Annotated in this window: 26 protein-coding genes; 15 read left to right on the forward strand and 11 right to left on the reverse strand. The window is 55.9% G+C overall.

Going from position 1 to position 26,163, the window contains the following annotated elements; genetic code table 11:
• Nucleotides 1–105: 105 nt before the first annotated feature.
• Complete coding sequence (tolC, locus tag KAJ71_RS10165; protein WP_248945597.1) at nucleotides 106–1,515, reverse strand: outer membrane channel protein TolC; 1,410 nt, start codon at nucleotides 1,513–1,515, stop codon at nucleotides 106–108.
• Nucleotides 1,516–1,798: 283 nt separating this feature from the next.
• Here tolC and nudF point away from each other — a divergent pair, with 283 nt between their 5' ends.
• The 6 genes from nudF (at nucleotide 1,799) to KAJ71_RS10195 (ending at nucleotide 7,261) form a co-directional block, all read left to right on the forward strand.
• Complete coding sequence (gene nudF / locus KAJ71_RS10170; protein ID WP_021806860.1) at nucleotides 1,799–2,431, forward strand: ADP-ribose diphosphatase; 633 nt, start codon at nucleotides 1,799–1,801, stop codon at nucleotides 2,429–2,431.
• Complete coding sequence (locus KAJ71_RS10175; protein WP_248945598.1) at nucleotides 2,432–2,857, forward strand: DUF1249 family protein; 426 nt, start codon at nucleotides 2,432–2,434, stop codon at nucleotides 2,855–2,857.
• A 27-nt stretch (nucleotides 2,858–2,884) separates the two neighbouring features.
• Nucleotides 2,885–3,712, forward strand: a complete 828-nt coding sequence (cpdA, locus tag KAJ71_RS10180) for a 3',5'-cyclic-AMP phosphodiesterase (protein ID WP_248945599.1) — start codon at nucleotides 2,885–2,887, stop codon at nucleotides 3,710–3,712.
• Nucleotides 3,712–4,287, forward strand: a complete 576-nt coding sequence (gene yqiA, locus KAJ71_RS10185) for an esterase YqiA (protein ID WP_248945600.1) — start codon at nucleotides 3,712–3,714, stop codon at nucleotides 4,285–4,287. Before cpdA ends, yqiA begins: the two co-directional genes overlap by 1 nt.
• A gap of 89 nt (nucleotides 4,288–4,376) precedes the next feature.
• Nucleotides 4,377–6,272, forward strand: a complete 1,896-nt coding sequence (gene parE / locus KAJ71_RS10190) for a DNA topoisomerase IV subunit B (protein WP_248945601.1) — start codon at nucleotides 4,377–4,379, stop codon at nucleotides 6,270–6,272.
• A 92-nt stretch (nucleotides 6,273–6,364) separates the two neighbouring features.
• The gene (locus KAJ71_RS10195) at nucleotides 6,365–7,261 is read left to right on the forward strand and encodes a LysR family transcriptional regulator (RefSeq protein WP_248945602.1); all 897 of its coding nucleotides are present in this window, start codon (nucleotides 6,365–6,367) and stop codon (nucleotides 7,259–7,261) included.
• A gap of 1 nt (nucleotide 7,262) precedes the next feature.
• On the opposite strand, the gene KAJ71_RS10200 is transcribed toward KAJ71_RS10195, so the two are convergent.
• Complete coding sequence (locus KAJ71_RS10200) at nucleotides 7,263–7,568, reverse strand: putative quinol monooxygenase (protein WP_248945603.1); 306 nt, start codon at nucleotides 7,566–7,568, stop codon at nucleotides 7,263–7,265.
• Between the two features lie 45 nt (nucleotides 7,569–7,613).
• Nucleotides 7,614–8,195: an NAD(P)H-dependent oxidoreductase gene (locus tag KAJ71_RS10205; protein WP_021179520.1), complete on the reverse strand. Its 582-nt coding sequence runs from the start codon at nucleotides 8,193–8,195 to the stop codon at nucleotides 7,614–7,616.
• A gap of 142 nt (nucleotides 8,196–8,337) precedes the next feature.
• Here KAJ71_RS10205 and KAJ71_RS23435 point away from each other — a divergent pair, with 142 nt between their 5' ends.
• The 5 genes from KAJ71_RS23435 (at nucleotide 8,338) to ftsP (ending at nucleotide 13,246) form a co-directional block, all read left to right on the forward strand.
• Nucleotides 8,338–8,460, forward strand: coding sequence for a hypothetical protein (locus tag KAJ71_RS23435; RefSeq protein WP_283106710.1), 123 nt, complete (start codon nucleotides 8,338–8,340; stop codon nucleotides 8,458–8,460).
• Between the two features lie 13 nt (nucleotides 8,461–8,473).
• Entirely contained in the window at nucleotides 8,474–10,747 is a 2,274-nt protein-coding gene (gene parC / locus KAJ71_RS10210) for a DNA topoisomerase IV subunit A (protein WP_248945604.1), read from the forward strand.
• Between the two features lie 18 nt (nucleotides 10,748–10,765).
• A complete protein-coding gene (locus KAJ71_RS10215; RefSeq protein ID WP_248945605.1) occupies nucleotides 10,766–10,990 on the forward strand; it encodes a hypothetical protein in 225 nt (74 codons plus the stop codon).
• A gap of 10 nt (nucleotides 10,991–11,000) precedes the next feature.
• On the forward strand, nucleotides 11,001–11,732 hold the full coding sequence (locus KAJ71_RS10220) for a 1-acylglycerol-3-phosphate O-acyltransferase (protein WP_248945606.1): 732 nt from the start codon (nucleotides 11,001–11,003) through the stop codon (nucleotides 11,730–11,732).
• A gap of 98 nt (nucleotides 11,733–11,830) precedes the next feature.
• The gene (ftsP, locus tag KAJ71_RS10225; protein ID WP_248945607.1) at nucleotides 11,831–13,246 is read left to right on the forward strand and encodes a cell division protein FtsP; all 1,416 of its coding nucleotides are present in this window, start codon (nucleotides 11,831–11,833) and stop codon (nucleotides 13,244–13,246) included.
• Here ftsP and KAJ71_RS10230 read toward each other — a convergent pair.
• Nucleotides 13,243–14,157 carry a LysR family transcriptional regulator gene (locus KAJ71_RS10230; protein WP_248945608.1) on the reverse strand — a complete coding sequence of 305 codons (915 nt, stop codon included), beginning with the start codon at nucleotides 14,155–14,157 and terminating at the stop codon, nucleotides 13,243–13,245. The two genes, ftsP and KAJ71_RS10230, sit on opposite strands and share 4 nt — an antisense overlap.
• Nucleotides 14,158–14,285: 128 nt before the next feature.
• On the opposite strand from KAJ71_RS10230, the gene xapA reads away from it, so the two are divergent.
• Entirely contained in the window at nucleotides 14,286–15,107 is an 822-nt protein-coding gene (gene xapA / locus KAJ71_RS10235; RefSeq protein WP_248945609.1) for a xanthosine phosphorylase, read from the forward strand.
• Nucleotides 15,108–15,179: 72 nt separating this feature from the next.
• On the forward strand, nucleotides 15,180–16,436 hold the full coding sequence (locus KAJ71_RS10240; RefSeq protein WP_248945610.1) for a nucleoside permease: 1,257 nt from the start codon (nucleotides 15,180–15,182) through the stop codon (nucleotides 16,434–16,436).
• Nucleotides 16,437–16,464: 28 nt separating this feature from the next.
• Here the strand turns inward: KAJ71_RS10240 and KAJ71_RS10245 are convergent, their stop codons facing one another.
• Complete coding sequence (locus tag KAJ71_RS10245) at nucleotides 16,465–17,325, reverse strand: PfkB family carbohydrate kinase (RefSeq protein ID WP_248945611.1); 861 nt, start codon at nucleotides 17,323–17,325, stop codon at nucleotides 16,465–16,467.
• A 180-nt stretch (nucleotides 17,326–17,505) separates the two neighbouring features.
• Between KAJ71_RS10245 and KAJ71_RS10250 the strand changes: the two genes are divergently transcribed.
• The gene (locus tag KAJ71_RS10250) at nucleotides 17,506–19,671 is read left to right on the forward strand and encodes a YgiQ family radical SAM protein (RefSeq protein ID WP_248945612.1); all 2,166 of its coding nucleotides are present in this window, start codon (nucleotides 17,506–17,508) and stop codon (nucleotides 19,669–19,671) included.
• A gap of 102 nt (nucleotides 19,672–19,773) precedes the next feature.
• Here the strand turns inward: KAJ71_RS10250 and KAJ71_RS10255 are convergent, their stop codons facing one another.
• The 4 genes from KAJ71_RS10255 to yqhD all read right to left on the reverse strand — a co-directional run bounded on the left by KAJ71_RS10255 (nucleotide 19,774) and on the right by yqhD (nucleotide 23,788).
• Nucleotides 19,774–20,379: a transglycosylase SLT domain-containing protein gene (locus KAJ71_RS10255; protein ID WP_248945613.1), complete on the reverse strand. Its 606-nt coding sequence runs from the start codon at nucleotides 20,377–20,379 to the stop codon at nucleotides 19,774–19,776.
• A 139-nt stretch (nucleotides 20,380–20,518) separates the two neighbouring features.
• On the reverse strand, nucleotides 20,519–21,334 hold the full coding sequence (gene dkgA, locus KAJ71_RS10260) for a 2,5-didehydrogluconate reductase DkgA (protein ID WP_248945614.1): 816 nt from the start codon (nucleotides 21,332–21,334) through the stop codon (nucleotides 20,519–20,521).
• Nucleotides 21,335–21,421: 87 nt separating this feature from the next.
• Nucleotides 21,422–22,468, reverse strand: coding sequence for an NADPH-dependent aldehyde reductase Ahr (ahr, locus tag KAJ71_RS10265; RefSeq protein ID WP_248945615.1), 1,047 nt, complete (start codon nucleotides 22,466–22,468; stop codon nucleotides 21,422–21,424).
• A 156-nt stretch (nucleotides 22,469–22,624) separates the two neighbouring features.
• The gene (yqhD, locus tag KAJ71_RS10270; protein WP_248945616.1) at nucleotides 22,625–23,788 is read right to left on the reverse strand and encodes an alcohol dehydrogenase; all 1,164 of its coding nucleotides are present in this window, start codon (nucleotides 23,786–23,788) and stop codon (nucleotides 22,625–22,627) included.
• A 268-nt stretch (nucleotides 23,789–24,056) separates the two neighbouring features.
• On the opposite strand from yqhD, the gene KAJ71_RS10275 reads away from it, so the two are divergent.
• A complete protein-coding gene (locus KAJ71_RS10275; protein ID WP_248945644.1) occupies nucleotides 24,057–24,941 on the forward strand; it encodes an AraC family transcriptional regulator in 885 nt (294 codons plus the stop codon).
• Here KAJ71_RS10275 and KAJ71_RS23440 read toward each other — a convergent pair.
• Together KAJ71_RS23440 and KAJ71_RS10280 are read right to left on the reverse strand one after the other, a co-directional pair.
• Nucleotides 24,938–25,066 (reverse strand): hypothetical protein, encoded by a 129-nt coding sequence (locus KAJ71_RS23440; protein WP_283106720.1) that lies wholly within the window; start codon nucleotides 25,064–25,066, stop codon nucleotides 24,938–24,940. The two genes, KAJ71_RS10275 and KAJ71_RS23440, sit on opposite strands and share 4 nt — an antisense overlap.
• A gap of 5 nt (nucleotides 25,067–25,071) precedes the next feature.
• Nucleotides 25,072–25,728 carry a DedA family protein gene (locus tag KAJ71_RS10280; protein WP_248945617.1) on the reverse strand — a complete coding sequence of 219 codons (657 nt, stop codon included), beginning with the start codon at nucleotides 25,726–25,728 and terminating at the stop codon, nucleotides 25,072–25,074.
• Nucleotides 25,729–26,163: the final 435 nt, after the last annotated feature.

Genomic DNA, 26,163 nt, shown 5'->3' on the forward strand with positions numbered 1-26,163 from the left:
TTAGAGAGGCTGTGAGGCGATGGGCAGAAGCGGGATTATGGGATAAAAAAACGGAGCGCGGCAAATGCCGGGCCCCGTTATTCTGTAGCTCAACGCTGTCGCAGGTTATCTGCTGGCGGTGCTGGAACCGTCAACATAGGCATCTTGCGCCGCTGTTGGTGGAGCAACCACGTCTGGCGCGGTGGAAATTGGCTTGCCGAGTGACCCGTTCAGCATCATCAGATCGTTTTCGTTCAGCGTGCCGAGCGCCGATTTGATGTTCAACTGGTTGATCAGGTAAGAATAACGCGCATTGGAAAGCTGTTGCTTGGCGTTATACAGCGTAGTTGTCGCATCCAACACGTCGACGATGGTACGGGTACCCACTTCATAACCGGCTTCGGTTGCATCCAAAGAACTCTGGGCAGAAACCACCGCTTGTTTATAAGCGTTGATGCTGCTGATGGACGCAGAAACGTTGTTGAAGGAGGAACGCACGGTTTGCACCACGCTGCGGTGGGCGCTTTCCAACTGCTCGCTGGCACCGACGAAGTTGTACTGCGCCTGTTCTACCTGCGAGTTAGTTACGCCGCCGTTGTACAGTGGCACGCTAACGCTGATGCCGACCTGGTTCTGGCCATTAATCGAATCGTTGCCACTAGTCCCAGTGTTAGCTCTGGAACCACTGTATTTGGAATTGGTGATCCCGGTAGAAGCATTTAAATCAACCGTTGGCATATAGCCGGTTTGCGCCGATTTGATCTGCTCACGGGCCAGATCCTGGCTCAGGCGGGCAGACAGCAGGCTCAGGTTGCGGCTTTCCGCTTCCTTCAACAGGCTGTTGACGGCATCCGGGCGCTTGGTGCTGAACTTGTTGGTATCCAACGAGGCCAGTTCCGGGTAGAAGGTGCCAGTGATTTGGCGTAACACTTCTACTGCGTTATCCAGGTTGTTACGGGCGGTCACTTCGTTAGCCAGCACGGTATCGTAGTTGGCACGGGCGTTCTGCACGTCGGTAATGGCAACCAGGCCAACGTTAAAACGTTGGGTGGTCTGATCCAAGGTACGGTAAACCGCTTGTTTATTCGCCTGGGTGTAGGACAGGGCATCGATCGCCTGTAGTACGTTGAAATAGGCGGTAGCCGTATCCAGGATCAATTTCTGGGATGAAGTCTGGAAAGTGACATCGGTAATACCGGCGGCCTTTTCCTGCAGCGTCAGCGCGCGCCATTTGGACATATCAAAGATGGTCTGGGTCAGCGCCAGCGAGCCTTGGGTGGTGTTGCTGTCAAGCCCATTGGCATCGCGGAAGCCGTTGTTATAGGTATAACCAGCAGATAGGCCAAGCTGTGGCAGCAACGGACTGCGCGCTTCGTTGATTTTTTCAAACGCCGCATCACGGTCAGCAGCGGTTTTACGCAGATCCGGGTTACTTTCCCTGGCCTGTTTGTAAACCTGCAACAGGTTCTCTGCCTGGCTCATGGTGCTGAAGCCAGCGAGGCTCAGACCAATAAGAAGGGGGAGCAGTTTCTTCATTTGCATTCCTTGTTGTGCAGCAATATTGCTATGTTAGCGCTGACGATAGACGAATAGTTGCCAATTCTAGCAGAGTCTGCCGAGCGCTGAGGGTGGCTTAATGTGCCATCTCACAGAACTTTTACCTTGGTGTACGCTACGTTTACTGACACTGGGCTATTTGCATCGGCGCTACCTGATATCATGGTTCACAATCTAACACAAAGCGGGTGAAGATAATCCCGCCGTTTCTGTCATCAAATCCCTTTATTTTGTCGGCATAATTACACAGGAGAATCCGTAGATGAACCGCTCGCAACCTTCACCCGTTACTTTCGACAAAAATGATGTAGAAATTATTGCACGAGAGACGCGATACCGTGGTTTTTTTTCACTCGACTTATATCGCTTTCGCCATCGTTTGTTCAACGGTGAGATGAGCGGTGAGGTCACTCGCGAAGTTTTTGAGCGCGGCCATGCGGCGGTGTTGCTACCCTATGATCCCATCAGGGACGAAGTAGTGCTGGTTGAACAACTGCGGATCCCGGCCATCGATAGCTCAGCTTCACCTTGGCTGCTGGAAATGGTTGCGGGTATGATCGAAACGGGAGAAAGCGTTGAGGACGTATGCCGCCGCGAAGCATTGGAAGAGGCAGGGGTGGTGGTCGGGCGCTGCAAGCCGGTGCTGAGCTATCTGGCCAGCCCTGGTGGCACCAGCGAACGCCTGTCTATTATGGTCGGCGAGGTTGACGCCCTGACGGCCGAAGGGATCCACGGATTGCCCGAAGAGCATGAAGATATCCGTGTCCACGTGGTCAGCCGCGAACAGGCTTATCGCTGGGTTGAAGAAGGCGCGATTGATAATGCCGCATCAGTGATTGCATTGCAGTGGCTGGCGTTGCACCATGAATCGCTTAAAGCAGAATGGGCCAACTAAATGCAAAAGCGCTATACCCCTGACTTCCCCGAAATGATGAGATTGTGTGAAACCAACTTCGCGCAATTGCGGCGTTTGATGCCGCGAAACGACGAAGTCGATGAAACCGTCACTTATCAGGTGAATGGCGCCCATTATCGTCTGACTATAGTTGAATCAACCCGTTACACCACGCTGGTGCAGATTGAGCAGACTGCGCCGGCGGTCAGCTACTGGAGCCTGCCTGCGATGACGGTGAGGCTGTACCACGACGCGATGGTTGCGGAAGTGTGTTCAAGTCAGCAGATCTATCGGTTTAAAGCGCGTTATGATTATCCGAACAAAAAGTTGCATCAACGCGACGAAAAGCATCAAATTAACCAGTTTCTTGCTGATTGGTTGCGCTATTGTTTAGCGCATGGAGCAATGGCGGTTCCGGTTTGTTAGGCAGAATGAGATAACAAAGGACACCATTTGGAAAGCCTGTTTAGACTGCCCGTGGCGAGTGGGGCCAAGGTCAGGATCTTACAAATAACAGATACCCACCTGTTTGCTGGCAAGAGTGAGACCTTGCTCGGCATTAATACCTATGCCAGCTATCACGCGGTGCTGGATGCGGTGATCGCGCAGCAGCGTGAGTGTGACCTGATCGTGGCGACTGGCGATCTGGCGCAGGATCATTCCCAGGCGGCATACCGGCACTTTGCCGATGGCATCACCCGTTTGCCTGCTCCTTGTGTCTGGCTGCCGGGGAACCACGATTTTCAGCCTGCAATGGTAGATGCGCTGGCCGCAGCCGGTATCTCGCCTTCCAAGCAGGTGCTGCTGGGGGACAACTGGCAGGTGCTGTTGCTGGATAGCCAGGTATTTGGCGTGCCGCACGGCGAGCTGAGCGAATATCAGCTGGAGTGGATGGAGCGTTGCCTGGAGGCTCACCCCGAGCGTTACACGCTGCTGTTACTGCATCACCATCCGTTGCCTTCCGGCTGTACCTGGCTCGATCAGCACAGTTTGCGCAACCCGCATACGCTGGCAGCCATGCTGTGGCGCTACCCGAAAGTGAACACCCTGCTGTGCGGGCATATTCATCAGGAACTGGATCTGGGTTGGCACGGGCGCCGGCTGTTGGCTACGCCGTCCACCTGCGTGCAATTCAAGCCGCATTGCACCAATTTTACTATCGACGACGTTTCCCCTGGTTGGCGCTATCTCGACCTGTTGCCGGATGGCCGGGTGGAAACCCAGGTATTCCGGCTGGAAAACGATGACTTCCGCCCCGACATGGATTCGGACGGCTACTGATGCCTTCAACCTTACTTTACCTGCACGGTTTTAACAGCTCGCCGCTTTCGGCCAAGGCCACGGCTTTCAAAGCCTGGCTGGCGGAACATCACCCCCATATCGACATGCTGGTACCGCAGTTACCGCCCTACCCGGCGGAGGCGGCGGAAATGCTGGAAGACATTGTGATGGCGCGAGCTGGTCAGACTATGGGCGTCGTAGGCTCCTCGTTGGGAGGTTATTATGCCACCTGGTTATCGCAGTGTTTTGCGTTGCCAGCGGTAGTGGTAAACCCGGCGGTGAAGCCGTATGAGCTGCTGATCGACTATCTGGGGCGCAACGAGAACCCCTACACCGGGCAGCAATATGTGTTAGAGTCACGCCACGTTTATGATCTGAAAGTGATGCAGGTCGATCCCTTGGAGTCGCCGGATTTAATCTGGTTGCTACAGCAAACGGGCGATGAAATTCTCGATTACGGCCAGGCAGTGGCTTATTACACCGCCTGCAGGCAAACGGTGGAGTCGGGTGGAAACCACGCTTTCGTTGGTTTCGAGCACTACTTCCCCCAGATTGTGGATTTTTTAGGGCTATGACGCCGCGGCAACTTCAGCTATCACAGATATACTGAACAGGCAGTGGGCGATTTCGGCACCTTCCCTCAACCACGAAAAAATAATCAACGATGACTCAATCCAGCTATAACGCTGATGCCATTGAAGTACTCAGCGGTCTAGAACCAGTGCGCCGTCGTCCCGGTATGTATACCGACACGACGCGTCCGAACCACCTCGGCCAAGAGGTGATAGATAACAGCGTCGATGAAGCGTTGGCGGGCCATGCCAAGCGTATCGACGTGATTTTGCACGCCGATCAGTCACTGGAAGTGATCGACGACGGCCGCGGCATGCCAGTGGATATCCACCCAGAAGAAGGCGTACCGGCGGTTGAGTTGATCATGTGTCGTCTGCATGCGGGCGGTAAATTCTCCAACAAGAACTACCAGTTCTCTGGCGGCCTGCACGGCGTGGGGATTTCGGTGGTTAACGCCCTGTCCAAACGGGTGGAAGTCAACGTTAAGCGCGACGGTAACGTCTATAGCATCGCTTTTGAGAACGGCGACAAGGTGCAGGAATTGGCGGTGACCGGTAGCTGCGGCAAACGCAACACCGGCACCAGCATTCACTTCTGGCCTGACGAGCAGTTCTTCGACAGCCCGCGCTTCTCGGTTTCTCGCCTGTCGCACCTGCTGAAAGCCAAAGCGGTGCTGTGCCCCGGCGTTGAAATCTACTTTATCGACAAGCTGAACAATACCGAGCAGCGCTGGTGTTACCAGGATGGCCTGACTGACTACCTGATGGAAGCGGTGAACGGCCTGATCACCCTGCCTGAAAAGGCGTTTGTCGGCAATTTTGCCGGTGACACCGAAGCGGTGGACTGGGCGTTGCTGTGGCTGCCGGAGGGCGGGGAACTGCTGACGGAAAGCTACGTCAACCTGATCCCCACCATGCAAGGCGGGACACATGTCAACGGCCTGCGCCAAGGGCTGCTGGATGCGATGCGCGAGTTCTGTGAGTTTCGCAATATCCTGCCGCGCGGCGTGAAGCTGTCTGCGGAAGATATCTGGGATCGCTGTGCCTACGTGCTGTCGGTGAAAATGCAGGATCCGCAATTCGCGGGCCAGACCAAAGAGCGGCTGTCTTCCCGCCAGTGCGCGGCGTTTGTTTCCGGCGTGGTGAAAGATGCCTTCAGCCTGTGGCTGAATCAGAACGTCCAGGCGGCCGAGCAACTGGCCGAACTGGCGATCTCCAGCGCTCAACGTCGTCTGCGTGCGGCGAAGAAGGTGGTGCGTAAGAAGCTGACTAGCGGGCCTGCGTTACCGGGCAAGCTGGCGGACTGCACCTCGCAGGATCTGAGCATGACCGAACTGTTCCTGGTGGAAGGGGACTCGGCGGGCGGCTCGGCCAAGCAGGCGCGCGATCGCGAATATCAGGCGATCATGCCGCTGAAGGGCAAGATCCTCAACACCTGGGAAGTGTCCTCAGACGAAGTGTTGGCCTCGCAGGAAGTCCATGATATCTCTGTGGCGATCGGCATCGATCCCGACAGCGACGATCTCAGCCAACTGCGCTACGGCAAAATCTGTATCCTGGCGGATGCGGACTCCGATGGCCTGCACATCGCCACGCTGCTGTGTGCGCTGTTTGTCCGTCATTTCCGTTCGCTGGTGAAGGGCGGCCATGTGCACGTTGCGATGCCACCGCTATACCGTATCGACCTGGGCAAAGAAGTCTATTACGCCCTCGACGAGGAAGAGAAAGCCGGCGTGCTCGAGCAGTTGAAGCGTAAAAAGGGCAAGCCGAACGTACAGCGCTTTAAAGGGCTGGGTGAGATGAACCCGCTGCAACTGCGTGAAACGACGCTCGATCCCAACACTCGCCGTTTGGTGCAGTTGACCATCGATGACGAGAATACCGATCAGACCATGGCCATTATGGACATGCTGTTGGCGAAGAAGCGTTCGGAAGACCGTCGCAACTGGCTGCAAGACAAGGGCGATACCGCCGAGCTTTCCGTCTGATGCCTGTGGGGCCGCAATCGCGGCCCCAAGTTTTTACACTGTGCCATCCCAGGCGCACTGCGTGCTGCGCCCGATAACCCAGGGCGGAATGCATGAAAATCACCCTCGAAGAACTCTTGGCTTATACCTCCGTGGTCGACAGCGGTTCGATCACCGCCGCCGCCGAGCAGCTTGGCCAAACCACCTCTGGCATCAGTCGGGCGCTGAGTCGTCTGGAAAAAAAACTCGATACCACCTTACTGCGCCGCACTACACGTCGTCTGGAATTGACCGAGGAGGGGCGGAGCTTTTTGGCCCATGCGCGGGAAATTATCAACTCGGTGGAACATGCCGAGGAGCAGATGGCGCTGCGCCGTCTGAACCCGGCGGGCAGGCTGCGGGTCAATGCTGCTGCGCCCTTTATGGAACATGTGATCGTGCCGTTGGTCGCTGGTTTCCGCCAACGTTTCCCACAGATTGAACTGGAGTTGAACACCGATAACCTGATTATCGATCTGCTGGAGAAGCGCACCGATATCGCCATTCGTATTGGTGCATTGCGTGATTCCACCATCCACGCACGCCTGCTGGGGGCCAGCCGGTTACGCATCCTCGCCAGCCCGGACTACATTGCCCGCTTTGGGGAGCCGCAGAGCGTTGAAGAGTTGAATCACCATAGCCTGCTGGGCTTTACGCAACCCGAATCACTCAATCTGTGGCCGCTGCGCCATTGGCAGGCGGAGCACTTTGCCATTACCCCAACGTTGTCGGCGTCCAGCGGCGAAACGCTGCGGCAACTGGCGCTACGCGGTGAAGGGATTGCCCAATTGGCCGATTTTATGACGCGGGAAGATCTGCGGCAAGGGCGTCTGGTTCAGCTGCTGGCGGCGGAAACGCTGGATGTCCGCCAGCCGATCAACGCGGTGTATTATCGCAATGCCCAGTTGGCCGCACGGATCACCTGTTTTCTGGACTATGTCAGCGTGCATATCACCGATGCACAGATGTGAGTCAGGCGTTATCTAGCACGTAAATAGTCGTGTCCAGCACGCTGTCCTTGATGGTTTCACGGTGCTTGAGCATGTGATCCATCTGCAGGTGCTGTTCCAGATGCGCCTGGCTCTGCCACTTCTCCAACATAAAGATCGAATCCGGCGAACGCTTCTGCCAAGGTGCCGGGGTATCGGCGTCAATCATTGGCTGATAGCCGCCACAGCCTTCTTCCGCCAACACCGCTGGCAACAGCTTTTCAATCGCTTTTAAGACGCTTTCACGATGACCCGGTCTGGTTCTGATTTCTGCAATTACGGTGATCATTACGGCCTCACTGGTTAACGGTATGATTTATAAAACCCATCACAGTTAAGCAAACACTTCGCCCAGATGTGCGCGCAAACGTGCGATATCGCTGGCGATATCCGGCTGTTTGATGACGTCATTACAAATGAAGGTCGGCAGTGCTTCCATCCCCAGAAACTGGTTGGCCTTGTGGAAGTGCAGGTAAACGCCGTCCACGCCCACGCCATGGAAGAACTGGTCGGGATCGGTAAAGGCTTCCAGCGGGGCATTCCAGGTCAGGCTCAGCATGTAGGTCTTACCCTGGATCAGCCCGCCGGAACCGTATTTTTTGCTGGCATCGGAACGGGTGCGGCCATCGCTGGCATACAGGCTACCGTGGCCTGCGGTGAACACTTCGTCGAGGTATTTTTTAAGGATCCAGGGCTCGCCCATCCACCAGCCTGGCATCTGGTAAATCACCGTATCGGCCCATAGGTATTTCTGCACTTCGGCTTCGATATCATAGCCGTCATCGACTACGGTGACCTGTACATCGTGCTTGGCATCGCGCAGAAAACTTTCTGCTACGTCGCTCAGGGTCTGGTTTAGCTCACCGTTGGAGTGGCCGAATTGCTTCTTGGCGTTAATAATCAGGATATTGCTCATGGATACAGGATTCCTGTCAGAGTGTAGAATGTGATGGCCGTAAGCCATATCGCTGAAACGGAGTGTAATCCTTCCTGAAACAGGGGGAAATGCGATCTGGCGCACAACAGTGTTGACTGCGAGTCAATAAAGGCGACGGCTGATGGCAGAATTTCGCATAAACTGGGAAGATCGCCAGCATCAATGGCCGATCCATGCAGCATCTGTGACAGCCACCCTACAGATGAGTTACTATCGCGGGCAGAATCGACCCTTTGTCGTCTGAGGATATCTGAGTAATGAGCGAACTGACTCATGACGGTGTTGAGCGTCTATCGCTGCACACATTCACTGAAAACGCCTATCTGAACTATTCCATGTACGTCATCATGGATCGGGCGCTGCCGTATATCGGCGATGGTTTAAAGCCGGTACAGCGCCGCATTATCTATGCCATGTCGGAGCTGGGGCTTAGCAACAACGCCAAATTCAAAAAATCTGCCCGTACCGTCGGTGACGTATTGGGTAAGTATCATCCGCATGGCGATAGCGCCTGTTATGAAGCTATGGTGCTGATGGCGCAGCCGTTCTCTTACCGCTACCCGCTGGTAGATGGCCAAGGGAACTGGGGGGCACCGGATGACCCTAAATCTTTCGCCGCGATGCGTTATACCGAATCGCGCCTGTCGAAATACGCCGAAGTGCTGCTGGGCGAGTTGGGCCAGGGCACCACGGACTGGGTGCCCAACTTTGACGGCACCATGCAAGAACCGAAGATGCTGCCTGCACGCCTGCCGAACATCCTGCTCAACGGGACAACCGGTATCGCGGTAGGGATGGCAACGGATATTCCACCGCATAACGTGCGTGAAATTGCCGCCGCTGCGGTAGCCCTGATCGACAAACCAGGTTCTTCGCTCGACGACCTGCTGGAGTTTGTGCAGGGGCCGGACTTCCCGACGGAAGCGGAAATTATTACCCCACGCGAAGAGATCCGCAAAATTTACCAGAATGGCCGTGGTTCGGTACGCATGCGTGCCATCTGGAAGAAAGAAGACGGTAGCGCGGTGATCACCGCCTTACCGCACCAGGTTTCCGGTGCCAAAGTGCTGGAGCAAATCGCCAGCCAGATGCGTGCTAAAAAGCTGCCGATGGTGGAAGACCTGCGCGATGAATCTGACCACGAGAACCCGACCCGTCTGGTGATTGTGCCGCGCTCGAACCGTATCGATCTGGATCAGGTGATGAACCACCTGTTTGCCACCACCGATCTGGAGCGCAGCTACCGCATCAACATGAACATGATCGGTCTGGACAACCGCCCGCAGGTCAAAGGGCTGGTGGAGATCCTTTCCGAATGGCTGGTCTTCCGTCGTGATACGGTGCGCCGCCGCCTGAATTACCGCCTGGAAAAAGTGCTCAAACGGCTCCATATCCTGGAAGGTTTGCTGGTTGCGTTCCTCAATATCGACGAAGTGATCCACATCATTCGCAGCGAAGATGAGCCGAAGCCGGTGTTGATGCAGCGGTTTGGCCTCTCGGATACCCAGGCCGAAGCGATCCTCGAGCTGAAGCTGCGCCATTTGGCCAAGCTGGAAGAAGTGAAGATCCGCGGCGAGCAGGATGAGCTGGCAAAAGAGCGCGATCATCTGCAAGCGTTGCTGGCTTCCGAGCGCAAGCTGAACAACCTGATCAAGAAAGAAATCCAGGCCGATGCACAGGCTTATGGCGACGATCGTCGCTCACCGTTGACCGAACGTGAAGAAGCCAAAGCCATGAGCGAGCACGATTTTGTGCCTTCAGAACCGGTGACGATTGTGCTGTCACAAATGGGCTGGGTGCGTAGCGCCAAGGGCCACGATATCGATCCGAGCGGCCTGAGCTACAAGGCCGGGGATAGCTTCCTTGCCGCCGCGCGCGGCAAAACTAACCAGCCGGCGGTGTTCATCGACTCGACTGGCCGCAGCTATGCGCTCGATCCGCTGACGTTGCCTTCGGCACGTGGCCAGGGTGAACCGTTAACCGGTAAGTTGACGCCACCGCCAGGTGCCACCATCGAGCAGGTGCTGATGGCTGCGGACGATCAGAAACTGCTGATGGCTTCCGATGCTGGCTACGGCTTCGTGTGTACCTTCAACGATCTGGTCGCACGCAACCGCGCCGGTAAGGTGATGATCACCCTGCCGGACAATGCCAAGGCACTGCCGCCGATGGAAATCCACGGCAGCGACGATATGCTGCTGTCTATCAGCACCGCTGGCCGTATGCTGATGTTCCCGGTTGCCGATCTGCCACAGCTGTCGAAGGGTAAGGGCAACAAGATTATCTCGATACCGTCGGCGCAGGCTGCCAGTGGGGAAGATAAACTGGCCTGGCTGTTCGTACTGCCGCCGCAGACCTCGATCACCCTGCACGTAGGTAAACGCAAGCTGAAACTGCGCCCGGAAGATCTGCAGAAATTCCGTGCCGAGCGTGGCCGTAAGGGCACGTTGTTGCCACGTGGCCTGCAGCGTATCGATCGGGTTGAGGTGGATATGCCAGAGCGCGAATCGTTGGGCGACAGCGAAGAGTGAGTCGGAGATTTACACTGAATGGGCGCAATAAAGTGCGCCCGTTTGCATGTTGCATCCGTAAAGACTTTTTATCCTGAAGTATTTTTTAAGTTAGTTAATTTTTCCGGCTATAAATTTATTGTGCCGATTGCTGGCTGGCAGGAAAATAGAGAACTTAGAAGCGCCGTGCGTTTTTCTGCCTGCGCTCCTCATACAAAAAGAAATCTTCCTGGCTGTTCAATGGCTGGGTTGGCAGTGTGCTAATGAGGTTGTTATGTTATTGATATTACGTGCGATAATCGTCACGCTCTATTGCCTGTTGGTGAGCTTTTTCGGTTCGCTTTACTGCTTGTTCAGCCCGCGTAACCCCCGCCATGTAGCGACCTTTGGTCATCTGTTTGGCCGCCTGTCGACAGTGCTCGGCATCAAGGTTGAGCTCCGTAAGCCTGCTAGCGCGGACAATAACGGCAAATGTATTTACATTGCCAACCATCAGAACAACTACGATATGGTAACGGTCTCTAATGCGGTACAGCCACGCACCGTGACCGTGGGCAAAAAAAGCCTGGTGTGGATCCCGTTTTTCGGCCCGCTTTACTGGTTGACCGGTAACCTGCTGATCGACCGGAATAATCGCGCCAAAGCCCATGGCACCATTGCTCAGGTGGTGGATGCTTTCAATAAACAGGATATCTCGATCTGGATGTTCCCGGAAGGAACTCGCAGCCGTGGCCGTGGTTTACTGCCGTTTAAAACCGGTGCGTTCCACGCGGCGATCGCGGCCGGTGTACCGATTGTGCCGATCTGTGTTTCCTCTACCGACAAGGTCAAGCTGAATCGTTGGAATAACGGCCATGTGATTGTGGAGATGCTGGAACCGGTCGATGCTAGTCATTACAGTAAAGAACAGGTGCGTGAGTTGGCGGCCCATTGCCGCGAGCTGATGAAGGTGAAGATTGACCAGTTGGATGCGGAAGTTGCCAAGTTAGACGCTGGCAAAAAATAATAGAACGCAGTTAGCTATTTTCATACGGCCTCATGCCGTTTATGCCCCGCTTCAGCGGGGCTTTGCACACTGTTCAGCTTTGTTTTCATGGAGAAGATATGTCACTCAGTCGACGTCAGTTTATTCAGGCATCGGGCTTGGCGCTATGTGCGGGAACCGTGCCGCTGAGGGCCGAAGCGAGCGGGATGCCAACTCCGTTACCGGTCCCGCCACTGCTGGAATCCCGTCGTGGCCAGCCGCTGTTTTTAACCCTGCAACGTGCCCATTGGGCCTTTATGGACAACCGCAAAGCGTCTGTTTGGGGCGTCAACGGCATGTATCTGGGGCCGACGGTGCGGGTCTACAACGGCGACGACGTCAAACTGATTTACAGCAACCGCTTGGCCGAGCCGGTATCGATGACCATCAGCGGGTTGCAGGCCCCCGGCACCCTGATGGGGGGCGCACCACGCATGATGTCACCCAACGTTGACTGGTCGCCAGTTATTCCCGTTCGTCAGGCGGCGGCCACCTGCTGGTATCATGCCAACACGCCGAACCGTATGGCTCCGCACGTCTACAACGGCCTGGCTGGCTTATGGCTGGTCGAAGATGAAATCAGTAAAAACCTGCCGCTGCCAAACCATTACGGCGTCGATGATTTCCCGCTGATCATTCAGGACAAGCGCCTGGATAACTTCGGTACGCCGGAATACGATCCTCCGTCGCAGGGGGGCTTTATTGGCGATACGCTGTTGGTCAACGGCGTGCAGAACCCGTTTATCGAAGTCTCCCGTGGCTGGGTACGTCTGCGCCTGTTGAACGCCTCAAACTCACGGCGCTATTCGTTGCAGCTGAGCGATGGGCGGCCGATCAACGTGATCGCCAGCGATCAGGGATTCCTGCCTGCGCCGGTCGCGGTACAGCAACTTTCCCTGGCTCCAGGTGAGCGCCGCGAAGTGCTGATCGATATGTCGCAGGGGGCTGAAGTGACCCTCACCGCCGGTGAAGCGGCAGGGATCATGGATCGTCTGCGCGGCCTGTTTGAACCTTCCAGCATGCTGGTTTCCACCCAGGTACTGACGTTGAAACCGACGGGCCTGCTGCCTCTGGTCACCGACAATCTGCCGATGCGCCTGCTGGCGGATCAACTGCTGGATGGTAACGTCAGCCGTTCGCGTGAATTCCGTCTGGGGGACAAGATGGCCGGCATCAACGGGGCCATCTGGGATATGAACCGTATCGATGTACAAACGATGCAGGGCACCTGGGAGCGTTGGACCATTCATGCCGATACGCCGCAGGCGTTCCACATTCAGGGCGTGCAGTTCCTGGTGAAACGCGTCAATGGTGCGCAGCCGATGGCGGAAGATCGCGGCTGGAAGGATACCGTCTGGGTCGACGGTGACGTGGAGCTGCTGGTGTACTTCAACCAGGTTTCCTCGGAGCACTTCCCGTTCCTGTTCTACAGCCAGACGCTGGAAATGGCCGATCGCGGATCGACCGGCCAGTTTGTGGTTCAGGCTTCCGCTTAAACCGCCCCGGGCGTTCGCAGCATTTTCAGGAACGCCTTCACCACGGGGGTGGCACTTTCGGCGTGGTAGATCGCATATAGATCCGCCGAAGGGGCCGCCTGCAACGGGCAGAAACGCACGCCGGGCCACGGTATGCGCCCGTAACTGTCCGGCAGTAACGTGATGCCAAAGCCTTCCGCCACCAGCGCCATCAAGGTTTGCGGTTCATTGACCTGATGGACAATGTCCGGCGCAAAGCCATGTTGCAGACACAGGTTGTGCAGATACAGCCCCAGGCTGGCCTCGTTGGGCGGCAGCACGATAAATTTGTCATGCTGCAGGGCTTGTAGTTGGATTTCTTCCCCCGTTGCCAGCGGATGCCCTATCGGTAGCACCACCGAGATCTTCTCCCGTGCCAACAGCTGGCAGGTCAGCCCCGGCAGCGCCTGTTGTTTTGCCTCGCGCCAGACTCCGATATCTATATGCCGCTTCTGCAATGAGACAATCTGCTGGCTGGGGGTTTGCTCATTCAACGTCCAGGTGACTTTCTCTTCCTGCCCGGTAAAGCGCTTCAGTGCCGGGATCAAACCGCCCCAGACCGAGGTGCCTACCATGCCAATCACCATATGGCCGGCCTCGCCACGGCCCAGTTGCTGCACCTGATTGAGTGCATTGCCCGCCTGATCCAGCAACGTTTCGACGTTATGGAACAGCGTGCGGCCAGCCTGTGTCAGCGCCATGGAGCGGGTGGTGCGTTTGAACAGCTCCACCCCCAGCTGGTTTTCCAGCTCTTTGATATGTTTGCTGAGCGGAGGTTGGGACATGTTCAGCCGCTGTGCGGCCTGGGTAAAGTTCATTTCCTCCGCCACGACGCGGAAATAGTGCAGCAGGCGAAAGTTGATCCGGCTAGGGTCGGGTAGTGGCTTTTTCATGGTTTTTCGGGCCTCCCGATGCAGGGTATTTATAGGTAAACGGAATAAATCAACGGGCAACAATGTATTGGCCGCCACCCGCTGTCGCTCTCTACTATGGGGATTAACCCCCTACAGAAGAGAATACTATGTTTAATCAAGATGATGCTTTTGCTTGTGCCGACGTTCTGCGCTCCAGATTACCAGGCTTTCAACCCCGTGCCGCATTGATCCTGGGTTCGGGGCTGGGGGCGCTGGCAGACGTAATGACCGACGCTGTAACCATCGACTATACCGAACTACCGGGTTTCCCGGTGAGCGGCGTGGTTGGCCACGCAGGGCAACTCGTGGCGGGCTGGTTGGAAGGTGTGCCAGTGCTGTGCATGAAAGGGCGTGGCCATTTTTATGAGGGCCGTGGTATGCAGGTGATGACCACCGCCGTGCGCACCTTCAAACTGCTGGGTTGTGAATTCCTGCTGGCGACCAATGCTGCTGGCTCACTGCGTAAATCGGTCGCTCCGGGTAGCCTGGTGGCGCTGACCGACCACATCAACTTCATGCCGGAATCCCCGCTGGTGGGGGCCAACGACGAGCGTTTTGGTCCACGCTTCTTCAGCCTGGCTAACGCCTACGATCGTGACCTGCGTGCGCAACTGGCGGCGGTAGCGGCCAAGGCTGGTATTCCACTGGCCGAAGGGGTGTTTGCCGCCTACACCGGCCCGAACTTTGAAACCCCGGCCGAGATCCGCATGATGCAGACGCTGGGCTGCGATGTCGTGGGGATGTCGATCGTGCCCGAAGTGCTTTCAGCCCGGCACTGCGGCCTGAAAGTGCTGGTGGTCTCGGCGATGACCAACTATGCCGAAGGGTTATCCGATACGCCACTTTCCCACGAACAAACGCTGAGCTGCGCCGCGCTGGCGGCAGACGACTTTATGCGCCTGATCCGTGAGTTCTTCAAAACGCTGTAATCCTTATTTCCATCCGACTACCCCGCGGCAAGCCCTACCTTGTCGCGTAAATCACAACAATAGGTGATGGTAATGGCAATAAAAACACGATTGAAAGTGATGATTTTTCTCCAGTTCTTTATCTGGGGCGCCTGGTTGGTGACGTTAGGTTCCTACATGATCAACACCCTGCACTTCAGCGGGGCGCAGGTGGGCATGGTGTACAGTTCGAAGGGGATCGCCGCGCTGATCATGCCAAGCCTGGCCGGGATCATCGCCGATCGCTGGATCAAGGCCAACCATCTGTATGGCCTGTGTCATCTGTTGGGGGCAGGGGCGTTGTACTATGCCGCACAGGTCGATCAGCCGATGGTGATGTTCTGGGTCATGCTGTTCAACGCGATGGTCTATATGCCCACCATGGCGCTTTCCAACGCCATTTCTTACTTCTGTCTGGAAAAGCACGGTTTTGATACGGTCAAGGATTTCCCGCCGGTGCGGGTTTATGGCACCGTGGGCTTTATTCTGGCGATGTGGCTAATCAGCTTTAGCCGCATTGAATTGAGCAATATGCAACTGTATCTGGCTTCTGCGGTATCGCTGTTACTGGCGGTCTACTCCCTGACGCTGCCAAATTGCCCGACCAACAAGGTGAAACGCTCGCAAAGCTGGGTCAGCATGTTGGGGCTGGATGCGTTTGTGCTGTTCAAACAAAAGCGCATGGCGGTGTTCTTCCTGTTTGCCATGTTGCTGGGGGCGGCACTGCAGATCACTAATACCTTCGGCAATCCGTTCCTGCACGATTTCTCCCTTAACCCGCTGTATCAGGACAGTCTCAGCGTGCGCTATCCTTCGGTGCTGCTATCCCTGTCGCAAATCTCTGAGGTGTTTTTCATCCTCACCATCCCGTTCTTCTTACGTAGATACGGCATTAAGCAGGTGATGCTGATCAGCATGGCGGCCTGGACGTTGCGTTTCCTGTTCCTGGCCTACGGTACGCCTGCCGGGTTCGGCTTCCTGCTGCTCCTGCTTTCGATGATCGTTTACGGCTGCGCGTTTGATTTCTTCAATATTTCCGGCGCCATCTTTGTGGAGAAAGAAACCGACCACCGCATTCGTGCCAGCGCTCAGGGGCTGTTTATGACCATGGTTAACGGTGCGGGAGCTTACGTTGGAGCCATCGCCAGCGGTGAGGTCGTGGACTTCTTCACCCATAACGGGGTGAAAGATTGGCAGAGTATCTGGCTGGTGTTTGCTGCCTATACGCTGGTGTTGGGGGTGATTTTTGCCCTGTCTTTCAACTACCAACATCGGCCGGAAGAGATGAAGGGCGAGCTGCAGAAGGCGTAGGGGCGCCGCATGCAGCGCCCCCTCCATGTTAGAGGGCCGGATGAATACTGCTCAGGGATTTACCTGACAGCACGCAGGCTGCGACGCGGTTGGCCAGGTCGACGGCCTGTGGCAGTGACCAACCAGCGGAAAGCCCAGCCAGCAAACCTGCGTTGTGAGCATCACTTGTCTCAGGAGCATCGCCCTGCACGGATTGCGGGGCGTTATGGCCATCGCAAATCCAGGTGACATAGCGATCCAGGCGACAGATAAGCGTAATATTATGTGCTGTAGCATAGTGCTGCGCGGCAATGACAGGGTCGCCTTCACCACACAGGCTCGCCACTTCACTTCGATTTAGGGTAAGCAAGGTATGGCTGTCGCTGATCATGGCGAAAAACTCTTCACTCAACAGGCCGACAAGGGGGCCGGGCGTAAGAAGCCGCCACTGATCGAACGGCATTCGCGTCAGCCATTCGCATAAGGCATCACCAGATTCGCCTGCCATTTGGTCGCCATGGACATAAACCACCGTTTCTGGCTCCAGCGGCAGGGTAGCCAACTGTGCCTTATTCCATTGCGACTCACAGCCAACCACGCTAGCAACGGTACGTTCACCATTGGGTTCGACCAGAGTCTGGCACCAGCCGTTGTCCATTAAGCCGTGACGTAATAGTACCGGCAGCCCCAACTGCTGCATGGCTGCTTCTATGGCTGCTCCCCATTCGCCGTTACCAACCGGTATGCCGTTGATCACCGGAACATTCAACTGGCGTAACGTTCGCGCGACATTGAATGCAGCACCGCTAATTCGCCGTTCACTATTTCCAGTATCGGGTTGCGCGAGAACCACCTCTCCCACGGCACCGCCTACCACCAGGATAGGTTTTACTGCAACAAACTCATTCATTAATGCTCTCCGTTCGACGGCGCACTTTAACATAAACAGGCCGCAAATGGCTGCCCAGGCCGCTCGGTGAAACACAGAGTGTCAAATAGCGGCGGTTTGCGAGAAATAACCATGCTCTTTTGGCGGCGAGTGCGTATAATCGCCGCCCGGCGATAAATTAACCTGCACAAGAGCACCCGAATGAGCACTACCAGCCTGATCCAACCCGAACGTGAATTGTTCTCTTACGAGCCTTATTGGGCCGAATGTTTTGGCCCCGCGCCGTTTTTACCGATGTCGCGTGAGGAGATGGACCAATTAGGCTGGGATAGCTGCGATGTGATTGTGATCAGCGGGGACGCTTACGTTGATCACCCAAGCTTTGGCATGGCGATTGTGGGCCGCATGCTGGAGGCTCAGGGCTTCCGCGTGGGGATCATTGCCCAGCCGGACTGGAGCAACAAAGAAGACTTTATGCGTTTGGGCAAACCGAACCTGTTCTTCGGCGTGACAGCAGGCAATATGGACTCGATGATCAACCGCTATACCGCCGATCGTAAGCTGCGTCATGATGATGCTTACACTGCCGGTAACGTGGGTGGCAAACGCCCGGATCGCGCCACGTTGGTCTATAGCCAACGTTGTAGGGAAGCCTATAAAGATGTGCCGGTCATCTTGGGTGGTATCGAAGCCAGCCTACGCCGCATTGCCCATTATGATTACTGGTCGGATACCGTGCGCCGCTCGGTGCTGGTGGATTCCAAGGCCGATATGCTGATCTACGGCAACGGTGAACGCCCGCTGGTAGAGTTGGCGCATCGCCTGGCGGCGGGTGAAAAAATTCAGGATATCCACGATATCCGTAACACCGCAGTGATGCGTAAAGGGGCCGTGCCGGGCTGGAGTGGGGTGGATTCTACCCGTCTGGACAAGCCGGGCCGTATTGAGCCGATCCCTAATCCTTACGGTGAAGATTTACCCTGTGCCGATGGCAGCACGCCAGAGCCAGAGGCCAAGCCCGTCAGCGTGCGTGCCGCCAAGCCCAAGCCGTGGGAAAAAACCTACGTGCTGCTGCCTTCCTTCGAGAAGGTAAAGGCGGACAAGGTGCTGTATGCCCATACTTCGCGCATCCTGCACCATGAAACCAACCCTGGCTGCGCCCGTGCGTTGATGCAAAAACATGGTGACCGCTACGTGTGGATCAACCCACCGGCGATCCCGCTGACCACACCGGAAATGGACAGCGTGTTTGCCCTGCCGTACCAGCGTGTGCCGCACCCATCCTATGGCGAAGATCGCATCCCGGCCTACGATATGATCCGCTTCTCGGTGAATATTATGCGCGGCTGCTACGGCGGTTGTTCGTTCTGTTCGATCACCGAGCATGAAGGGCGCATCATCCAGAGCCGTTCGGAAGACTCGATCGTGCGTGAAATCGAAGAGATCCGCGACAAGGTGCCGGGCTTTACCGGGGTGATCTCCGATCTGGGTGGCCCAACGGCCAACATGTATATGTTGCGCTGTACCAACCCGCGTGCCGAGCAAACCTGTCGCCGCGCCTCCTGCGTGTATCCGGAAATCTGTACCTATATGGATACCAACCATGAGCCAACCATCAAGCTCTATCGCCGCGCCCGTGAGCTGGAAGGGATCAAGAAGATCCTGATCGCCTCCGGGGTGCGCTACGATCTGGCGGTTGAAGATCCGCGCTATATCAAGGAACTGGCGACCCATCACGTGGGCGGCTATCTGAAGATCGCGCCAGAGCATACCGAAACCGGGCCATTGTCCAAGATGATGAAGCCGGGGATGGGCAGTTACGATCGCTTCAAGCAGTTGTTCGATCAGTATTCCAAGCAGGCGGGCAAAGAGCAGTATCTGATCCCTTATTTCATCTCCTCGCATCCGGGCACCCGCGATGAGGACATGGTGAATCTGGCCCTGTGGCTGAAGAAAAACCGTTTCCGTCTCGATCAGGTACAGAACTTCTACCCATCGCCGATGGCGAACTCCACCACCATGTATTACAGCGGCAAGAACCCGTTGGGCAAGGTGGGGTATAAGAGCGAAGACGTGTTTATTCCGAAGGGCGATCGCCAGCGCCGCCTGCATAAGGCATTGTTGCGCTATCACGATCCGCTCAACTGGCCGCTGATCCGTACGGCGTTGGAAGAAATGGGGATGAAGCACCTTATTGGTGGCCGTCGCGAATGCCTGGTGCCGGCACCGAGCATCGACGAACAGCGCGAGGCTAAACGCCTACAGCGTCATACCCGCCCTGCGTTGACCAAGCACACGGACATTACCCGCCAGCGCACACCGTCCAACAAGCCACCGCGCAAGCCTATCCGCAACGGTAAGGCCTGATAGAACAGGGAGCCCAAGTGGCTCCCTTTTTTATCCCCTAGAGGGGATATTCCATAAATTATCCCTTTCAGGGAAGACTCTGTGGAGCTAGCTATTGCCAGGCTACAAACTGTTATACGCCGCCTCGACCTTCAGCATATAACGCGGTGCCTGCGGTGAGGGGTGGTACTGGCGCACATGCCAGTGAAAGGCCTCGGGTGACAGGTTGTTGATCATGCTGATGGCTTTTTTGCGATCGCTGGAGAAGGTACGTAGCAAGGCTCCTGCGCCGTTGGCATAGGCCACTTCAGTGGCATAGCGGCGGGTCACCGGATCGTCAATCCACTTCAGTTGCTGCTGTTGCAGTGCACCGATATAGGCCGCGCCCAGATCGATATTGGTTTCTGGATCCAACAGATCGTCATTATCCGGGCAGCCGCGTTTGCCTTTAAAGCGGTAGGCATCACAACCGGCGGTATTTGCCTTGAGTTGCATCAGGCCGATGGCGTTGGATGGGCTGACGGCCTTCGGGTTGAAGCCAGACTCTACCTGAATAATGGCGGCGATCAGTTTTTCATCGACATCATACTCGTCGGCCGCGTCTTCGATTTCATCGTCATAGGCATGAGGATCGTGGCTGGTGCGCTGGTGCTTACTGGAACAGCCCGCCAATACCAACAGTATTAACAACATGGCTAGGCGCGGCAAAGATGAGAAAGAGAGGGTCATGAAACTCCAAGCTGCTGTGATCGGATTGCTGCGCCATATCATAGCGCCAGCGCCAGATAATATCTTGGGTTAAAAGCCAATTAACGCGAGAAGCTACCAACAATAAAGCAACGGGGCCGGCAGTGCGGCCCCGACAAACTTACAGTGAATCTGGATCCGGCCCCAGGCGGTTGCCGATATCTAGCCTGGTGATTTCGTTCAGTTCATCCTTATCCAGTTTGAAATCAAACACCTCAAAGTTTTCGCGAATGCGTGCCGGCGTAACCGATTTTGGGATCACGATCAGGCCGCTGTCCAGATGCCAGCGCACGACGATCTGTGCAGGTGTCTTGTCGTACTTCTCCGCCAGCTTTTTGATCAGGGGTTGATCGAAGACGCCTTCGCCCCCTTGCGCCAATGGGCTCCAGGATTCGGTGGCGATGTGATGAGTCGCGTTCCAGGCGCGCAACTGGCGCTGTTGCAACAGCGGGTGCAATTCGATCTGGTTGATCACCGGCGCGATGCTGGTTTCATCCAGCAGGCGCTGCAGATGTGGCGTGTGGAAGTTACAGACGCCGATGCTTTTCACCAGCCCTTGCTCACGTAGTTTGATCAAACCGCGCCAGGCTTCGACATACTGATCCTGTGCCGGTTTCGGCCAGTGGATTAGGTAGAGATCGACGTAATCCAGCTTCAGCTTTTTCAGACTGGTTTCCAGCGCCGCCTGCGGATCGCTCTGATCGTCGTTCCACAGCTTGGTGGTGATAAACAGCTCTTTACGTGGGATCGCGGTGGCTTGCAGCGCGGCACCCACCCCTTCCTCATTTTTGTAGATCGCGGCGGTATCGATGGCGCGATAGCCGACCTCTAGCGCCTTGGTGACGGCCTGCTTGGTTTCTTCAATGCTGGCTTGCCATACGCCGAGACCCAACTGCGGCATCAGATTGCCATCGTGGAGTTTGATGATGGGTTGCATGCGCTATCTCCTTATGACTGCTTTCAGGCCAAGGCCTGTTTACATGATTTTTAGTTCGCAACCTCAGCACTTGCCGAGTTTGCGATCTCAAGCGTGCATATCCAGTACGATACGGTAACGGGCTTTGCCCGCTTCCAGATGCGTGATGGCATCGTTGACCTTGCTCAGTGGGAAATGCTCCACCTGCGGTTCTATGCCATGCCGGGCGCAGAACGCCAGCATGTCAGCAAGGCGTGAAGGGGCACCGGTAGGCGAAGCGGAAAGCTCGGCCTGTTTGCTGATAAACGAGAATACCTGAACCGGCACTGGGTCGGGGATCGCCCCAACGAAGTGCAGGCGGCCTTTTGGAGCCAGGGTGCCGATAAAGGCGTCCCAATCCAGGGAGGCGCTGGCGGTGACCAGAATAAAGTCGAGCTGATTGGCGATGGCCTGCAACGCGGCGCTGTCATTGCTGGCCACTACGCGGTGAGCACCTAACGAAAGCGCTTCGTCCCGTTTGCTATTGGACGAGGTGAATGCGGTGACTTCACAGCCCCAGGCATGCATAAAGCGGATCGCCATGTGGCCCAGGCCGCCGATACCGACCACACCAACGCGCTGTGTTGGGCGGACATCGTATTGCAATAGTGGGTTGAACACCGTGATCCCGCCGCAGAACAGCGGCCCAGCGCTGGTCACGTCAACGCCTTCCGGCAGCGGGATCGCCCAGGCCCAGTGGCTGCGGATGCGATCGGCAAAACCGCCGTGGCGTCCAATAATGGTGGGTTGTACCTCATGACACAGGTGCTGATCGCCGGACATACAGGGGTGGCAGTGCATACAACTGCCACGATTCCAGCCAACGCCTACCACCTGGCCAATCTTCAACCCTTTGTTCTGTGCATGGGCACCCAGCTTGGTGACTTTGCCCACCACCTCATGGCCGGGCACGAACGGGTAGTGGGTCATGCCCCATTCGTTATTCAGCATGGATAAGTCGGAGTGGCAGACGCCGCAGTAATCGATGGCAACTTCAATCTCATCGTCGCCTAACGCACCAGCGTCGAAGGTAAAAGGTTCAAGTGGCTGTCCCTTGCCGGGCGCGGCCCAGGCACGAATGTTATTGTCAGATACGGGGCTGGATTGGTTCGCCATAAAATTCTCCCATGAGTTAACGAGACGATGTTATGCGATGCGATCGAAAGCGCGAGTGAGGCGCAGAACCGTGCCCGATGATCGGTCGGGCACGGTAAGTAGAATCTAAAGCCTAGCAGGAAACTGTGATGTTGCGATGAAATCGTGTGCCAGCAATTAGCGTGCCGCTTGATAAATGCGTTGGCTGACTTCCAGCGTAATGTCCTGATGCTCGCCCAATGCGGTCATGCCGTGCTGATGCAATTTGTCGATCAGGGCAGGGATGGAGCTACCGTCGAGCTGATAATCAGACAGACGGGTTGGCACGCCCATTTGTTCAAAGAAGGCACGGGTGGCGGCAATCGCGCCATCGATACGGCTTTCTTCGGAACCGTCATGCAGACCCCAGACGCGATCGGCGTATTGCAGCAGCTTTTCGCGTTTCTGGGCTTTTTTCTCTACCAACAAGGCAGGCAGGACGATGGCGAGGGTTTGTGCGTGATCCAGGCCGTGCATGGCGGTCAGTTCATGGCCAAGCATATGCGTTGCCCAGTCTTGCGGTACGCCGGCACCGATCAGGCCGTTCAGCGCCATGGTGGCACTCCACATCACGTTGGCTCGTACTGCATAGTTTTCCGGTTCGGCCAGCGCACGCGGGCCATCTTCCAGCAGCGTTAACAGCAGGCCTTCGGCAAAGCGATCCTGCACCTTGGCATCGACCGGGTAAGTCAGGTATTGCTCAATGGTGTGGACAAAGGCGTCGACTACGCCGTTGGCGATTTGGCGCGGTGGCAGTGAATAAGTCACAACCGGATCCAGTACGGCGAACAGAGGTTGCACCAGCGGGGAGAAGAAGTGCTGTTTGTCGCCGCTGCTCTTACGGGTGATCACCGCGCCGCTGTTGGATTCGGAGCCGGTCGCTGGCAAGGTCAGTACGCAACCCATCGGTACTGCGCTGACGATCTCGCTGCCCACGGTTTTCAGGATATGCCAAGGATCGCGATCGGCCTGGTAGTCGGCCGCTGCCGCGATGAATTTGGTGCCATCAACCACCGAGCCGCCGCCGACCGCTAGCAGGAAGTCGATCTTTTCTGCTCGCACGACTTCCACTGCTTTCATCAGGGTTTCATAGGTTGGGTTCGGCTCGATACCGGAGAACTCCTGCACGTTGCGGCCAGCCAGCGCGGCATAGACCTGATCCAGCACGCCGTTGTTCTTCACGCTACCACCGCCGTAGGTGATCAGGATGCGGGCGTCCGCCGGGATTTGTTTGCCTAATTCGGCAATCTGGTCTTTACCGAACAGGATTTTGGTTGGGGTATGGAGGATGAAATTATGCATGTTCGTATTCTCTTTTGTAGACCTGTCGTCTTTCAAGCTGCAGCTTGAAATCCATAGGGTATAGGTATAAAGGAAGCGCCAGCGGCGCAAAATAACTGGAGTGTATTGTCGGTAACCAGGCCCGATTGCACAATGCACATTCCTGCCGGTGTCTTGCCTATTTCTACAATATACTGTAGAAAATGCATCTTTATGGTTATTATCCGTGTCGAATTGTTCAGACGGCTAGAGAGGCTTGCTGATGGAGAACGTTGAACTACGCAGTCGTATGGCGCGCCAGGCGATGCGCTTTGCCGCCGCCAAAGGCTATAGCCCAACACCCGTACCTATGGTGAAGGTGCTGTATTCCGACGAATATTGCCCGCGTCAGCCGGTGATGTATGAGCCAGGGATCGTCATCATCTTTCAGGGCCACAAGGTGGGCTACTGTGGCAGCAAGGTGTTTCAGTACGATCCGCGCAATTACCTGCTGATGACAGTATCGCTGCCGTTTGAGTGTGAAACCTTTGCCAGCCCGGAACAGCCGCTGGTGGGACTGGCGGTCAATATCGACACCCAGATGCTACAGGATCTGTTGATCGATATCGGGGATGACGACTACCTGATGCAGCCCAGAGGGGAAAGCAGTGGCGTAAACCTGTCAGTGCTTAGCGATGAAATGCTGTGCGCCACTGAACGCCTGCTGGATGTGATGGAGAAACCGCTGGACGCTCGGGTACTGGGGCCACAGATCGTGCGCGAGCTGCTTTATTATGTGCTGTGCGGCAGCTGCGGCGTTTCGTTGCAAGAGTTGGTTAACCGGCATACCCATTTCAGCCAGATCGCCAAGGCATTACGGCGGATCGAAAACCAGTATGCCGAGAACCTCAACGTCGAGCAGTTGGCGTATGAGGTGAACATGAGCGTGTCGGCGTTTCACCATAACTTCAAGGCGGTGACCAACACCTCGCCGCTGCAGTATGTGAAGTCGTATCGTCTGCACAAGGCGCGTTTGCTGATGGTACATGATGGCCTGAAGGCCAGCACGGCGGCGATCCGCGTGGGCTACGAGAGTGCTTCGCAGTTCAGCCGCGAGTTTAAGCGGCTGTTTGGCATTACGCCGAGCGATGAAATCGCCCGGCTGCGGGACAATAGCGCCATAATGCAGGGTTAACGCGTCAGTACGATTTTGCCGAACGGGTCGCGATCGAGGTGATCGAGCGCTGCGGGTAGCTGATCGAAACGGTAATGCTGGTTGATGTGTGAAGCCTTGCTGGAAGGACGATTTAGCCGCGCCACCCGATTCAGGAGGCGCGTTTTTTGCGCCAAACGACCAGCATCACGCCCAGCAGTCCAGCGACCAACAGCACCATCGGCAGGATCATCAGCCCGGCCATCACCTGATCTTCGTGGCGTTTAACCAGCGGGATTTGGCTAAAGGCATAGCCTAGCGTAACCACCGAGCCGACCCACAGCAAGCCACTGAGCCAGTTAAAGATTTGAAAACGGGTACTATTGAGGCCAGAGATACCGGCCATGGTAGGTAACAGGGTGCGTACAAACGCCAGGAAACGGCCAATCAGCAGAGCGACCAGGCCGTGGCGGTTAAACAGCATGTGCGCGCGTTGATGGTATTGCGCCGGCAGCTGTAGCAACCAGCCTTTTACCACTGAGGTATGGCCGAGCCATCGCCCTTGCAGATAGCTGAGCCAACAGCCAAGGCTGGCGGCGACCGTCAGAATAATCAGCGTGGGGATAAAGCTCATCACGCCTTTGGCGATCAAGGCACCGGCCAACAGCAGTAAGCTATCTCCGGGCAGGAAGGAAGCGGGCAACAACCCGTTTTCCAAAAACAAGGTGGTAAAAAGGACGGTATAAACCACCCAAATCACGCTGGGATCGGCAAGTGCAGTAAAGTCTTGCGTCCACAGTGCGTGAACAATCTCTCTTAATACATCCATTTTTTATCCTGGGGGTGCCTGGGCTGACTTTCTATAGGCTACCGTGTTGTTATAGCCATGCTCGCGAGTAAGATGAGGCCGCACACTGGCGGTCAGACCCTGGAGCACGGGTATAGTGTACCGCTATTAGCTTAAGCGAACAGTAAACAGAGCGTAGAAAATGTGGCAAAGGCTGTAAAACTCGGAAAAGTACGGGCGTCCAATAGACGTTTTTCCGCAGTAGTGATGGCGTGAGCTATTCACCCGATTATGTCCTGCAGGGGGTAAAAAGCAGCGGTTTGAGTGATGATTTTGTTAGCATTGTGGGTAGGCTATGTTATGCCAAATGATGCGCAAACCCTGATAGTGACAAGGGGTGTATCATTTTTCCCCGCCGATGCGTTATTGAGTAAATAATAATGATAACTACTATCAATCCCTGATTGGTTTGATATG

The organism is Serratia silvae, assembly GCF_023282985.1.
Classification (GTDB): domain Bacteria; phylum Pseudomonadota; class Gammaproteobacteria; order Enterobacterales; family Enterobacteriaceae; genus Chania; species Chania silvae.

Coding starts and splice junctions, on each gene's coding strand:
- yqhD (WP_248945616.1), bottom strand. CDS start 23,788: ATGCATAATTTCATCCTCCATACCCCAACCAAAATCCTGTTCGGTAAA.
- KAJ71_RS10280 (WP_248945617.1), bottom strand. CDS start 25,728: ATGGATGTATTAAGAGAGATTGTTCACGCACTGTGGACGCAAGACTTT.
- KAJ71_RS10220 (WP_248945606.1), top strand. CDS start 11,001: ATGTTATTGATATTACGTGCGATAATCGTCACGCTCTATTGCCTGTTG.
- KAJ71_RS10275 (WP_248945644.1), top strand. CDS start 24,057: ATGGCGCGCCAGGCGATGCGCTTTGCCGCCGCCAAAGGCTATAGCCCA.
- ahr (WP_248945615.1), bottom strand. CDS start 22,468: ATGGCGAACCAATCCAGCCCCGTATCTGACAATAACATTCGTGCCTGG.
- KAJ71_RS23435 (WP_283106710.1), top strand. CDS start 8,338: ATGGCAGAATTTCGCATAAACTGGGAAGATCGCCAGCATCAATGGCCG.
- KAJ71_RS10230 (WP_248945608.1), bottom strand. CDS start 14,157: ATGAAAAAGCCACTACCCGACCCTAGCCGGATCAACTTTCGCCTGCTG.
- yqiA (WP_248945600.1), top strand. CDS start 3,712: ATGCCTTCAACCTTACTTTACCTGCACGGTTTTAACAGCTCGCCGCTT.
- parC (WP_248945604.1), top strand. CDS start 8,474: ATGAGCGAACTGACTCATGACGGTGTTGAGCGTCTATCGCTGCACACA.
- KAJ71_RS10205 (WP_021179520.1), bottom strand. CDS start 8,195: ATGAGCAATATCCTGATTATTAACGCCAAGAAGCAATTCGGCCACTCC.
- dkgA (WP_248945614.1), bottom strand. CDS start 21,334: ATGCAACCCATCATCAAACTCCACGATGGCAATCTGATGCCGCAGTTG.
- xapA (WP_248945609.1), top strand. CDS start 14,286: ATGTTTAATCAAGATGATGCTTTTGCTTGTGCCGACGTTCTGCGCTCC.
- tolC (WP_248945597.1), bottom strand. CDS start 1,515: ATGAAGAAACTGCTCCCCCTTCTTATTGGTCTGAGCCTCGCTGGCTTC.
- ftsP (WP_248945607.1), top strand. CDS start 11,831: ATGTCACTCAGTCGACGTCAGTTTATTCAGGCATCGGGCTTGGCGCTA.
- KAJ71_RS10195 (WP_248945602.1), top strand. CDS start 6,365: ATGAAAATCACCCTCGAAGAACTCTTGGCTTATACCTCCGTGGTCGAC.
- KAJ71_RS10255 (WP_248945613.1), bottom strand. CDS start 20,379: ATGACCCTCTCTTTCTCATCTTTGCCGCGCCTAGCCATGTTGTTAATA.
- KAJ71_RS10240 (WP_248945610.1), top strand. CDS start 15,180: ATGGCAATAAAAACACGATTGAAAGTGATGATTTTTCTCCAGTTCTTT.
- KAJ71_RS10200 (WP_248945603.1), bottom strand. CDS start 7,568: ATGATCACCGTAATTGCAGAAATCAGAACCAGACCGGGTCATCGTGAA.
- KAJ71_RS10175 (WP_248945598.1), top strand. CDS start 2,432: ATGCAAAAGCGCTATACCCCTGACTTCCCCGAAATGATGAGATTGTGT.
- KAJ71_RS10245 (WP_248945611.1), bottom strand. CDS start 17,325: ATGAATGAGTTTGTTGCAGTAAAACCTATCCTGGTGGTAGGCGGTGCC.
- parE (WP_248945601.1), top strand. CDS start 4,377: ATGACTCAATCCAGCTATAACGCTGATGCCATTGAAGTACTCAGCGGT.
- nudF (WP_021806860.1), top strand. CDS start 1,799: ATGAACCGCTCGCAACCTTCACCCGTTACTTTCGACAAAAATGATGTA.
- KAJ71_RS10215 (WP_248945605.1), top strand. CDS start 10,766: ATGGGCGCAATAAAGTGCGCCCGTTTGCATGTTGCATCCGTAAAGACT.
- KAJ71_RS10250 (WP_248945612.1), top strand. CDS start 17,506: ATGAGCACTACCAGCCTGATCCAACCCGAACGTGAATTGTTCTCTTAC.